We start from the raw sequence: 12,356 nt of genomic DNA, 5'->3' as shown, positions 1-12,356 counted from the left end.
CATGATTGTTGACACGTTACTAAAGAATTCGGATCTACTAAAAATAGGTGGCTTTAGGTTTATTGAAAAACTGGCTAGAAAAATCACTTTAAGTGATTTATGCGGAAAAGATGATGAAGATGTTTACGCGTTACTAAAACAGCTGAGGCTACTAAAAATAGGTGGCTTTAGGTTTGTTGAAAGATTAGGTGGGCAAAGTGCTTTAAGTAGTTTGTACGAAAAAGACGATGAGAAAGTCGTTTTCAAGTTTTTGATTGCACCTAGAAACTCTGTTGAAATAGAGAGATTTAAGCTTGAATATTCAGTTCTAATGTACAATCCAGCTAATTCAGCATGGTTGGGAGATAATCAATTTATTCCTGATATAAGTCGATTTATAGGACCTGAGACCAGCTATCCGTTACCTACTATAAAGGTTTCTTTAGAAAGTCTATACAATAATTCAGTTTACTACTTCGCTTACTTATATGAAGAGGGTGATATTCTCGATGATTTAGATACGAGTAAATATACAATTGAAGATAAAATTTCACTTTTGCACCGTATTGCATCTAGTATGCATTATTTTAATAGAGTTGGTTACGTACATAGAGACTTACATCCAAAAAATATATTATTACTTGCAAACCATTCGATGGATCCAAATAGTATAGAAAACGACCCAAGAGTTAAGTTTCTTGATATGGGTAACTGTCAAAGAGATAATAGTGCTGGAAATTCCATATTTAATGAAGTTTATAAGAATGCGAGGGATTTAGATGAATATGCTGTGTTTCAGGATAATAACCGTAGAGTTTTATCGTCTTTTGTTTGTATGCCGCCCGACTTCTTAGAAAAAGGTAATGATACAGAAAACTACGATTCTTGGGCTTTCGGTGTTTATGCTTATACATTAATTTTTGGAAAAGAGCCATTTGATGTAAAACACATAGAGGATATTACCGCCATTCGTCGTCATTTTGTTAATCTTCCTCAAGAATATAGAAGAAATCTAAATGATGCCCCTTTAGGTTTAAGACTAATTTTAGAACATTTACTGTCAATGGAAGGTGAAAATCGCCCTTCGATAGATTCGATTGTTCGTCTATTTAGTTGGTTGGTGTATAGGAGTGATGATTTTCAAGAATATAATTTTATTATGAGTGTTATAAGAAATAGTGGGTACGATCCAAATGATGATTGGGTTCAAAGCAACTATTAATAAGTAAAATTAATACTCTGTTACCTGAACTATAAAGTCAGATATTCAATTCCTCACTAGAAAATTAAACCAGTGAGAGGCCTGACTGGCTCCCTATAGATATATCCTAAGAGAATCAGTCCAATATACCTGTAAATGCAGTTGTAAACTACTCAAGAAAGCCTCTGCTATCAGACTGTCTTTGATTATGTTTATAAAAGCTGACTTAGTAATGTTTTATATGAGAAAAACTCTTAAGGCTCTTCAAAATAATTTTACTTACCTTACAAAACCGCAAAATTTAACAAAAAAAACCGCCCTACTCTTAGTGGTAAGGCGGTTCAGTAAGCCTAGGCTGAACGCTCAGCTATCTTAGCTTCAATCCATTCAGCAATCTCACTCGCTACCCACACTACCCTAACTTGCGTAAGCTGTACTTTCTTAGGAAATGTTGAGTCATAACGGTCGGAATCTTCGTTGATAAGCTCATATATCGTGGAACGACTAAGACCTGTGTAATGACCCACATCTTTGATACTCAGTAGTTGCGGTATATGATTGCATTGCTTGATTACAGGCTGTGTTGCGTTTAAGTTTTCCATGACTATCTCCTTATGAGTGAATGAGAGCATTTCCTCTCATACAGTTACGGAGTCCCATATTTTTTTACGGCGTCCTATACTGACCACGTGTAATCCTTATCAATCACATAAAAAAAGGAGCTGAATGAGTCAGCTCTTTTTTTATGCCGTCTATCCTTACCATTGCTTTAACTTATAGCTGTCACACTCTCCCTTAGACTTCTTTCGATATTACCGACATTGTAGGGAGCAATACCATTTTGCGACGCTCCTTGATGATCACTATTAGCCTCATCTGCCTCTACTGGATAAAACTCTTCTGCCACATCCAATAGATTATCGTCATCAACCTCAAAGCAAGAATTGACATAGCCTTGCTTAGCAGCTATCTCTAGCGCTGCTTGGTCAAAACCGTGTTCACTTAACTCTTCATCAATGGCACCAGCATCTTGTACCGCTTGCTTTAAAGTCACGTCATCACGTAGCGTCAAATCTACAAAGTAGATTGGTGTTCGATAGCTTTGCGTGGTGCTTTTACCTCTTAGCGTGAGTTGTAGTGGCAAGCATGAAAGCTTATTGCCCGACACCGCTGCGAAGTAGCTCAATCTTGCTGCCAATGTACGAATACTATTGAAACCCGTCGTACGAAAGATAAAAGTGCCAAGTTCGTCGTCTTCACTAAGATTAACGTAGAGCCTCCCATAGGGTTTACAAGCACCGCCTTGCGCTAACGGACAGCGATCGGGTGATGGGCATGGAAGCTGCTCAACACCGTTGCTCGTTCTACGTTGGCAATATTCACCATCGCCTACGCAAAGTGGGCGTCCAGTTTGCCTATCAAATAGCGTGTATTCAGCTCGCAAATTAAGTTCAGGATCATTGAACAACATGCGTACGGGTATTTGTCTGAGCTTACCGTCATTCTTTTCGCGTAGCTTTGTATCGAGTGGATGATTAATCCAGCCATCCTTGTTTTGTATTTGGCTGGTAATGGTGAATTGGTCATCCTTAGCAGGGAAACGCTTACCATCTTTTTGCACGACTTTACCGATGCTAATGCGACCTAATACTGGTGGGGTTATAGTGAGACCTTTAATCATGGTGATATTCCTTATAGGTTTAATAAAATGTGTTTAGCCATAAAAAAGCCCACCGATAAGGGTGGGCAGTTATGCGCTTGTTTTGGTTAAGTATAGTAGGTTTCGGCTTAGTCGTTTAAGATGACGAAGCGGCGACTGCCTTGCTTGGTTTTACTAAATTTAGCTAATAACTCAGGATGCGCTTTGATAGCGGCCTTATTATCCAAGCCGACACTATCTTTAGAGCGTTTCCATGAGATCGCACCTTTCTCGAACACAGCCACTTCGTTATCGGCAATCAGCGTTTGTAGCTGATGCTTCACTTTATCGTGACGTTCTTCTAGCTCCTGCATATAGTCACGGTAACTAAGCAGCTGCTCAAACAAGCTGTTGGCACCATCATCTGCACTTAAATCAATTTTGCTTGAGGGTTTGGGCTTTGGATACAACAGCTTTAGTGCACGGGCAGCTGACTCGCTGTGGTCAGGGGTTGGTGGCGTGTCCGTCTCTACGTAGTGCCAGAATAGACGCTCATGACGGGTAATGGATTCAATCAAGTGCTCATCGCGCTCAACCTTGTATATCTTGGCTTCGTGTCCGCATAGAAGAACACAGATATGCGCCGCTTGCTTACCCGTGACTGCTAGCTGGTGCTGTACTTGGCAAGTCACATACAACGGCACACCATCTTTCCATAGCTTGGCCCCATGTTCTCCTGCTGTTTTGCATTCTAGTATCTGCGCCTCTGTACACCCAGTGATGGCATAGTCTAAATTCGCCAGCATAAAAGCTTTGTCAGGATCAGGATGCTGCAAGATGGCATTGACGCGGCGTACCTTATTGCCTGTATGCTCTCGATAGTATTTAGCGACCATTGGTTCAAGCGTATTACCCCAATACAGCGGTGAGTAACCCTCAATACCGCTATTACTACTGGCATCGATGTTTGAGCTCATGCGTCCCGTCTTTATCATCCATAGCTCAAGCATGGATAAATACGGATGGATACCGCAGGCAGCGGCTGCATCAGAGCTACCAATACCTTGCTTGCGAACGGCTAACCAGTCCTCACGGCTCAAATCTTTGGTACTGACAAGGCGTTTAGCAGTGGTTGATTGAGTCGATGGCACCAAAGGCGTTGAGTAACGAGTGTTGGTTTTCGTTTTTGAAGGTAGACGTGTTGTTTTAGCTTTGATTGTTGAACGCTTTGCGCGTCTTGATTGAGTTGTCGTGTTTAATGCGATGGTTTCCATAATACATTCCTTATAAATGGCTTCATGAATTAATGCGGCTCGTTAAATAATGGGCATAAAAAACCACGCGCGAAGGCGTGGTTGATTGTTTGACAGACTTTAAACATTCCTGATTAAGCAAGCATCAGTAGCGATTCCTCTAAGCCCTTTTGCTTAAGCTTAGCCCCAGCACCGAACCATGCTGAATTAAGACGATTATCGGTACTCATGGCCCGGCGTTCATGGTCAACGTATTCAGTGATAGAGCATAACAGTCCATAAGCGGTATCACGAGCGGCATCTAAATCAGCCCCGCGCCCTTGACCGTTAAACATCTGCATCACCTGATTCATCGCTTTGGCATTAGGAACAGCATCCTTTTGCTTTTTAGCGCGGTTAAATAGAATGAGGTCATTGTCCTGATCATTGAATACACGGCTTAAATAATTGGCCGCTTCTGCTTGGGTCACACGGCGCTCAGATAGCTGCTTCATCTCATAGCTATGCTCCTCCCAATGCTTCACTGACACGCCTAATTGCTGCTTGACGCTATCAGCATCAAAGGAGGTACTATGCGGCACTTTGACCACACCACCACTTCCATTGGCTAAGCTAACAGCAAGCGTGTTATTACAGACCACACGAATATTAGTGAACTGTGCTGTGGTCGCAAGCGTGCCATCACAAGCCGTTGCCAGTAATAGATAGCCGTTACTCACATCACCACCTTTAAGCGTTGCTGATTGACCTGTACGAGCGAGTGCCCATAGCTTACGACCGCCTTTAAGCACCCCAGCCGTTTCCAGCTCGAAATCCGACTGTTCTGTGAGATCGCGATAGAACTCTAAAATCTCGCGCGGTTGTACTTCTTGATAGCGTTGACTGACCACTGATAACGGCTCTAGGTTGTCACTGCGATAGAGCACCTTGTTCTCAGCGAAGGGCATGATGAGGTTATGCCCTTTGTCATTGCTTGACATGTAGCTGACGTCCGATGACTCAATACGCCAATCCAGACCTGCCTCGCGTGCCCAAACCTCTAACGGCTGCTTAGGTGATAGCTCATTGCCAAGACCATGCCAAGGGGTTTCGCCTGTGTAAGCCATACTTTCGACTAAATGTGCCATGATAATTTTCCTTTTTATTGATGATTAAGTAAGGTAAGTGAAGTGGGTTAACTAGATTAATGAAAGCTGGTGAAGACATGCGTGCAGTCATCACAGCGATATTGCTGATTGACGAGCCTCGGTAGCGCCTGATGAGACTGAGTCATCTCTATAAGCGCTGCGACTGTCGTACCTGCAACCATACCTATAGCAGGATGAACTTTAAGCGTTTTGCACAGACTAACGCTAAGGCTGACGAGAACCGAAGGAGACAACAGCTGGTCGATCAAATTGATACTGATGCCATCAGTCATCTCATAGACCGCAGTTGACTGACAACATGGACAGATGGTTTTCATAAGCACTCCTTTTATTTTGGGCATAAAAAAGGCCTGCACGAGGCAGACCTTTAATGGGTAAATATTGATTGGATTAGGCGCTTTACTAACTACTAACGCGCTATCTCATTAAAATAGTATGTATTTGAAATTATTTTGTTATGGGTTAAAAGAGGAATACTTCTTCTTTTTCTCCTTATCTTTAACAATCCCACGAGTAAAGGTTTTCATTTTAGGTAGCTTGACCTTTAAATGCTGATCAAGCCTGTCAGTATAGCGGTCAGTTTTACCGGGGTCAGTGAGGTATAAGGCTGTTCTTATCGCATTCTCAACGCCTTGTGCATCGTGACGACTTATCATGCCGATACCGAGTGTGCCACTCTTTTCATAAGCCCTCTTATTTGCTGGATGGTTGCAATTGTAGTAAGAGCCTAGACCATCAGTAATACTCTCCCACTTCTCTCCTACTGCTTGGCCTAAATAGGTGTCTTTCCGGCGTTTAGCACCGTTATAGATTAACAGGACATGACAATGGTAGCCATGTTCATGCCCTTGTTCTATCGCTATAGCATGGCCTACCAAACCTTCAAAGCATGTGTTTTTATTGCCTATAAAGTCTCTAAGCTTTTTTAGGTGTCGATGTAAATCTTCGATATCAACTAAATGCATGGTGTCTTTTAAGTAGGCTAAATCAACTCTGACAAACAACAGCCTAGAATACCTCCTGAATAGCTTGCGTAAATCTACTTCAAGCACCTTGCTATTACTTTTCTCTTGCTTATTCAGCTTAGCATCTTCGGCTGTAATGAGAGCTTTATAAGTGCCTAGGTAATCCATAAATTGAGCCGTATTGTAATCGTCCCACCTCTGAGCTTGCGAGTGTGGGTCAGCCATCACTTTTTCAGCACTATGTCTGAATGCTTCAACAGTTTGTGCGTACTCCAATGCGGAATCGTAATCGTCTAGCAACGGTAAATACAAATTTGATAGCTGGACTCTGACTTGACTGATATCGATATCATCAAATAGCACACCTCTGACTAATAAATCGATAGTACTAATAAGTTTGGATTGATGAATATGCGGGTATGACATGAGACTACTCCTATGAATGAGAATGGATTGTTCATAGAGTAGTGTTGACTCGTATTTTTTAATGATGATTAGTAAGTATTACTAATCAATAACATAGATACCAACCATATGTGAGAAATTCAGGAGCAGAGTTTCCAGTACCTTTTCGCTAACTGAATACCGAGTTTTCAGACTTTTTGAGTGATAAAGATAGGGATGGAGTTAGCTCTAATAGCAGGACACCGAACATGACCACTGTATCGATATATCTTAGTTGAGAGAACATTATTGCTGTACGGCTTTGTTATTTAGTAGATTAAACAGAAAAAATATTAAAAAACCTAAGAAATTAAGGAGTTTAAGAGCTATATTCATCACGTATCCCTCGATAAATAAGGAAGCTACTAAATTTAAAATATTTTTCTCTTATTATTTTCTTACTGTTAAATTATTAAAATATAACTGTCTAAATATGTATTATTGATTGAATACTTACTGTAATATTACTAATAACTTGCATAATCGATCACGTTCTTGGACCTCATAATGATGGATGTTAATTCAAACTTAAAGCTAGAGTACAAAGATATCAGAACCATTCTGTCTAAATTGACAAGTAGACAGCTCTATATCCTTGTCTATGAAATGCACCTAAACAATATAGACATTGTCATCAATGATAATTTAGATTATATAATCAATAAAATTCAAGCATTAGAATGGAATACTCTTCAATTAAACAACTATATTGAAGAGTGCATAAGTTTGGTTATTGAAGATAGATACATAGACTGGATTGAAAAAGACCTTAGAGCAGCAATATGGTTTGATAAGTATTGGTCTTATCATAGATATAGAATGGGTATTGAAAGATTCTCTCTCTATACTGATTTTGAGTCAGACTTTCTAAGATCTTTCGATGCGTGTCGTTTATTAGGTAAACAAGAAACTGCTAATAAATTAATGAACGATCAAAGAAAACTTATATTAGCCAAACTTATATTTCGAGACGTACTACCAGAAAAGCCTCCTGAACCCAAATCATCTAGAAATGCGGATAATAAAAGTAGACAGAATAAAATTAAAATAGACTTTATAATTTCAGCTAAAAGCAGATATTTTTTAGAATCAGCAAGTAAAAAAGATTTGAAGTGGCTTGATAGTAAAAATGAGCAACAAATTGACTGGGCAATCAACTATCTAGAAGCGCTAAATTTACTACTGAAACCACACCTCTTTATAGCTAGTAATTCTAGAGAATGCTACGATCAAGTTTGTGCGTCGATAGATGCATTTTCAATTCTACGGAATAATTTGAAACGTAACAACGAGATCATTACACTTGATCAGAAAGGTTTCATAGATAGGATGAAAAATTCTTGGTATCAAGTAAAATCTAGAAGCAAAGCTTCTAAAAAATCCTTGGACAAGCAACTATTAGATAAAACATATCAGAAAAAGCTTCTAAAATTATGTGATAGTTACGGTGTGGACTCATCTACCTACTTGAAAGGTTTGATTGATGATGAGTTAAAGAAACTATAAAATCTATGTGAAAGGTGTTGTAAGTGGTTAGTCGTTCAATAGGTATAAGCAAAGATATATTACCTGAATATATATCATCAAATATGAAATTCAAACTCCATGTACACCTATATGTACACTGGATAAATAATTATTATTTTAAATTAAATAAATCATATACTTAACCGAGTAATATCGTTCCGGCTCCGGGTACCATATAGCAGTACAGATTAGCCCAAACGTCATAAACGTTTGGGCTTTTTTGTGCGCGTCTATATCTATCAATCAATCTAGGCTTATTTTATCCTGACGACACAGCCTACAAGACCAATTTATCGTGACACTCATTAGATTGCTCATACTCATCCTTTTCAAAGCACTTGATTGTAGGGCTTGCTATACGATAGAAAACATTGCATCATTGTTTTCATTACTGAAAGATACCGTTAGTATTAATAATCCGCTAATATTTACTTGCCTACTTGATAAACCTTAACTGGTTTTCTTAAACATTTTTGTCTTTTTTCAAGCGAACAAATGGACGATTATTGAGTGGACAAACATATCTATTCACGCCTCTACCCAGCATTTTACAGGCTGTATATTAATTAAGTACATAATCATCATTCAATATAACTCAGGGAAGAGGATTTTATATTGTTCATTGTTTTAGACCTACTACAAACGATTCCAAATTGGCATTTAGCAGGCTTGTTTATCGCTGGTATGGTCGCTTTTATCATCTCTGTTATCTCTGGTGGCGGCGGCGCTATACTACTGATACCAGTTACTTCTTGGATGCTAGGGGCAGCAGCAGCGCCACCAGTGATCAATTTGGCTACCTTTATAAGTAATGGCTCTCGGATTTATCTATTCTGGCATCACATTGATTGGTCATTGACGAAATATTATGTACCCAGTGCAATCTTAGGCGCATGGCTAGCCGCACTGATTTTTAGTCGTTTAAATGCCAATTGGATACAGTTATTAGTTGGCATATTTTTAGTATCTACCATTTTCCAATATAAATTTGGCAAGGTGAGCAAAACCTTCAATATGCCCAAAATAGGATTTATACCTTTGGGGTTTATCATAGCTTTTATGAGCACATTGATAGGTGGTCTCGGCCCTATACTCAACCCTTTTTATATGAATGCTGGGCTGGAAAAAGAGAGTCTAATTGCCACCAAAACTGCCAACTCTTTTTTTATGGGTGTGGTGCAAATCGGTAGTTATGCTTTTTTTGGTTTACTCACTGCCAAGATTTGGCTATATGGGCTTGTACTAGGACTGGGTGCAGTTATTGGTAATATTATTGGCAAACGCTTTTTGGCAGGCATGAGTGTGAGTCAGTTTAGGATAATGCTGCTCATACTTATGGTCGTTAGTGGCTTGATAATGATCATAAGGAACATTGATATACTTTTTTAGTTGCTTACTGGTATCAAAATCAAACCAAAAAAATCCGATCACCTAAGTGATCGGATTTTTTATTTAGCGGAAGATTCTGCGGTAAAACTTTTTACATATTTATGGGCAATTATCATCTATTTTCTTATCAATCATTGTTGTAATCTTTTCTTTTATACTCATGAGCTCTACGCTAAATGTATCAATATTATCATTCATTTCGGCTTCATCATCATCAGTTACTAAATCATTTCTAAATTCTTCTATGTTAACCATACGATCTCGTAGGGAGTTTTGAATTATCCCTAGTTCATAAACTGAAAGTTCCGTATCTTCTTTCATTATATTTCATTTCCTAGTCGCGGTAATTTGATTTAATTAAAAAGTAAAGAGAATGAATTATAGTGAAATAAAGTCGATTAATAAAGTAGATATTAGTTTTATGGTATATGAATAATTTCTTAGTTCTTAATAAATATTGCCTCAGACACAAAAAAAGAGCGCAGCTTGTTGGAAGGGATTATGTCAGATCACTTAGGATATTTTGAACATGGCAATTAATAATGTGGTCCGTCCTTGAAAGCCTTCCAGTCGCCGCCCAACTCAAACGACATGCCAACATCTTTAGCAGCTTGAAATTCTTAACAAAATTCTACAAGTGTTTGGTGATCAGTTAATAAAGGGTAATAAGTTATTCAACAATGCAAATACTAAAAACTTTCCTGTAAAGAAAAATAATTTTATCCAAGCTATGTTATCAGTTAATGACATGTTTGCTTTGGCAAGCAGCAGTGTTGCCACTCTATTCTTTAAAGATGTAAAGGACTGGTTAGACGAAAAAAATATTAGGTATGTCCCATAAGTAAAATTTGATGGAAAATCGGGATTTGACTTTCGTTTTTATTTTGTAGTTGCTAAATATAAGAAACATCTCGAACGTATATTGCAAGTTATAAATCAGCCCATCAAATCTAACGTTGAGCAATTATTATTCAGCTGGAGCAATACTAAGGATGTAAGGCTCAATAATTCAGAGTTATCTGCAATTATTAATGATATGAACCAAAAATTATCTGCCGCTATAAAGCAATCACTTGAGATTTATAATGTACCCCCAATTGCTTGAAGTGAAAGGGAGGATTTCGTAGAAGAATTAGCAGCATAGAGACAATCATGCTCCTAGATAACTTTCTAATATCTTATAAAAAACTCACTTTTCCAGTGGATTTTTATTGTTCAGTTAATAAGCCCGTTACTTCATAGTAAACTTTAAAACACTGTCCAAAAACGAACAGTGATATACTTTTGCCATCCAATCATGTCAAAATCATGTTATAAAAAAAAGTCAGCCACCTAAGTGACTGACTTTATTTAATATATTTGGTGGAGATGGCGGGAGTTGAACCCGCGTCCGCCGGCATTACGCTCATGAATCTACATGTTTAGTTTCTGTCTTTAGTTTTAGTCCGCACCGATCCGACAGTCAGGATGGATTGGACGATTCTCTACTTTTGAACCCAAGCGATTGAGACAATCACTTGTGGCGAGCCTACATGCGGACGCTTCAACTTAGTTAACCAACTGTAGGTGATCAGCAACTAAGTAAGCAGGGTTTAAGCTGCTAGAGCGTAAGTTTCGTCGTTTGCGACTATAACAATATATGTTTGATTAACGAGAGGACATACACTCTCGACATGCATCATTGAGTTTCATCACCAGCGTCGAAGCCAGAACATCCCCAATAAGGTCGACTATTATATAGCACTTATCAGCTGACTTTCAACCTATATGACAACTGCATTACATTACGTTACAGCTTAATAATTTAAGCCAATGCGGTATTTAACCATTGACCAATATTTTGAATTTGCGGCATACAAACCTGGTGCGCCATCGGATAAGTCCGATAAGTTACATTGTACCCTTTGTCAGATAGCAACCGCTGAGCCTGCTCACCCAAAATAACGGGAACCACAGGATCATGAGAACCGTGCTCAATGAGAATCGGCATGTCCTTATTGGCAGTACTATAGTCAATATTATCATTGGTTGCCAGATACGTAGAGAGCGTCATCAAACCTGCTAGGCGCTCTGGATAGCCTAGTGCCACATGATACGCCACTGCCCCACCCTGTGAAAATCCTGCAATGACGATATGTTCAGGTGCGACGCCTTGTTCAATTTCACGGCGAATCAAATCTTGTATCTGCTGAGAGGACTCTTCAATTTGAGCCGTATCCACTTTGCGATCTAGGCTCATCTCCAAAATATCATACCATGCCGGCATTATCATACCACCATTGACTGTCACTGGACGCTTCGGCGCATGTGGGAAAATAAAACGCACAGCCATATCATCAGACAAGCCTAATTGCGGAACCACTGGCTCAAAATCATGACCGCTGGCACCCAAGCCATGCAGCCAGATGACGGCTCTATCTATTTTTTTTTGTGCTGGATTATGCTCAACAATGACAGTATCTAAATAATTACTCATATTTTCTGTATTCCTTTAAAAGTGGGACGTAAACACGTTTGTATTTTAAATAAATTGAATTATTGCCGTATATTATATTCTTCTTTTTAGTGGCGCTGATTATTTTACAGTCTCTATTCAAAACTGACAGTCAAAAGATTAATGATGAGCCGTCTAATTTCCATTAACTTTTCACACGTTTTTAGGACTTGAATTAAAACCTTAAACAGCTTTTATGCTACGATTATTTAGTAAATATATGGTTAACACTCTAGTTACTGTATGACGTCCTACTATTATTTTTCAACGCCCATACCTCAACGAGTATTAAAAAATCATTTATTCTAATTCATTTT

12 protein-coding genes, 1 other RNA gene and 1 pseudogene are annotated in these 12,356 nt (G+C 38.8%); 5 read left to right on the top strand and 9 right to left on the bottom strand.

All coding sequences use genetic code 11. The features are described 5' to 3' along the window. Position 1: 1 nt before the first annotated feature. Positions 2 to 1,201 carry a protein kinase domain-containing protein gene (locus tag A3K91_RS04550; protein WP_062844193.1) on the top strand — a complete coding sequence of 400 codons (1,200 nt, stop codon included), beginning with the start codon at positions 2 to 4 and terminating at the stop codon, positions 1,199 to 1,201. A 329-nt stretch (positions 1,202 to 1,530) separates the two neighbouring features. On the opposite strand, the gene A3K91_RS04545 is transcribed toward A3K91_RS04550, so the two are convergent. The 6 genes from A3K91_RS04545 to A3K91_RS04520 all read right to left on the bottom strand — a co-directional run bounded on the left by A3K91_RS04545 (position 1,531) and on the right by A3K91_RS04520 (position 6,611). After that, positions 1,531 to 1,782: a helix-turn-helix transcriptional regulator gene (locus tag A3K91_RS04545; protein ID WP_062844192.1), complete on the bottom strand. Its 252-nt coding sequence runs from the start codon at positions 1,780 to 1,782 to the stop codon at positions 1,531 to 1,533. 167 nt (positions 1,783 to 1,949) lie between these two features. Beyond that, positions 1,950 to 2,861: a recombination directionality factor gene (locus tag A3K91_RS04540; protein ID WP_062844191.1), complete on the bottom strand. Its 912-nt coding sequence runs from the start codon at positions 2,859 to 2,861 to the stop codon at positions 1,950 to 1,952. Between the two features lie 107 nt (positions 2,862 to 2,968). Beyond that, positions 2,969 to 4,093 carry a YqaJ viral recombinase family nuclease gene (locus tag A3K91_RS04535; protein WP_062844190.1) on the bottom strand — a complete coding sequence of 375 codons (1,125 nt, stop codon included), beginning with the start codon at positions 4,091 to 4,093 and terminating at the stop codon, positions 2,969 to 2,971. A gap of 113 nt (positions 4,094 to 4,206) precedes the next feature. Beyond that, entirely contained in the window at positions 4,207 to 5,199 is a 993-nt protein-coding gene (locus A3K91_RS04530) for a DUF932 domain-containing protein (RefSeq protein ID WP_062844189.1), read from the bottom strand. 56 nt (positions 5,200 to 5,255) lie between these two features. Further along, positions 5,256 to 5,537 (bottom strand): hypothetical protein, encoded by a 282-nt coding sequence (locus A3K91_RS04525; RefSeq protein WP_062844188.1) that lies wholly within the window; start codon positions 5,535 to 5,537, stop codon positions 5,256 to 5,258. Positions 5,538 to 5,675: 138 nt separating this feature from the next. Then, the gene (locus tag A3K91_RS04520; RefSeq protein ID WP_062844187.1) at positions 5,676 to 6,611 is read right to left on the bottom strand and encodes a YagK/YfjJ domain-containing protein; all 936 of its coding nucleotides are present in this window, start codon (positions 6,609 to 6,611) and stop codon (positions 5,676 to 5,678) included. Positions 6,612 to 7,136: 525 nt separating this feature from the next. On the opposite strand from A3K91_RS04520, the gene A3K91_RS04515 reads away from it, so the two are divergent. Together A3K91_RS04515 and A3K91_RS04510 are read left to right on the top strand one after the other, a co-directional pair. Next, positions 7,137 to 8,135: a hypothetical protein gene (locus A3K91_RS04515; protein ID WP_062844186.1), complete on the top strand. Its 999-nt coding sequence runs from the start codon at positions 7,137 to 7,139 to the stop codon at positions 8,133 to 8,135. Positions 8,136 to 8,771: 636 nt separating this feature from the next. Next, positions 8,772 to 9,545: a sulfite exporter TauE/SafE family protein gene (locus A3K91_RS04510; RefSeq protein ID WP_228139912.1), complete on the top strand. Its 774-nt coding sequence runs from the start codon at positions 8,772 to 8,774 to the stop codon at positions 9,543 to 9,545. 99 nt (positions 9,546 to 9,644) lie between these two features. Here the strand turns inward: A3K91_RS04510 and A3K91_RS04505 are convergent, their stop codons facing one another. Continuing rightward, positions 9,645 to 9,866, bottom strand: coding sequence for a hypothetical protein (locus tag A3K91_RS04505; protein WP_062844184.1), 222 nt, complete (start codon positions 9,864 to 9,866; stop codon positions 9,645 to 9,647). A 295-nt stretch (positions 9,867 to 10,161) separates the two neighbouring features. Between A3K91_RS04505 and A3K91_RS14355 the strand changes: the two genes are divergently transcribed. Further along, complete coding sequence (locus tag A3K91_RS14355) at positions 10,162 to 10,386, top strand: DUF1828 domain-containing protein (protein WP_084387258.1); 225 nt, start codon at positions 10,162 to 10,164, stop codon at positions 10,384 to 10,386. A 24-nt stretch (positions 10,387 to 10,410) separates the two neighbouring features. After that, positions 10,411 to 10,650, top strand: a pseudogene (locus A3K91_RS14350) (DUF1829 domain-containing protein); the annotation flags it as partial. A gap of 255 nt (positions 10,651 to 10,905) precedes the next feature. Here A3K91_RS14350 and ssrA read toward each other — a convergent pair. Together ssrA and A3K91_RS04490 are read right to left on the bottom strand one after the other, a co-directional pair. Beyond that, positions 10,906 to 11,264, bottom strand: a transfer-messenger RNA (tmRNA) gene (gene ssrA / locus A3K91_RS04495). 85 nt (positions 11,265 to 11,349) lie between these two features. Continuing rightward, complete coding sequence (locus tag A3K91_RS04490; protein WP_062844182.1) at positions 11,350 to 12,021, bottom strand: alpha/beta hydrolase; 672 nt, start codon at positions 12,019 to 12,021, stop codon at positions 11,350 to 11,352. Between the last annotated feature and the right edge of the window lie 335 nt (positions 12,022 to 12,356).

Origin of the sequence: Psychrobacter alimentarius (assembly GCF_001606025.1) — a bacterium.
GTDB lineage: Bacteria > Pseudomonadota > Gammaproteobacteria > Pseudomonadales > Moraxellaceae > Psychrobacter > Psychrobacter alimentarius.
This window is presented reverse-complemented; position numbering and strand designations above follow the sequence as displayed.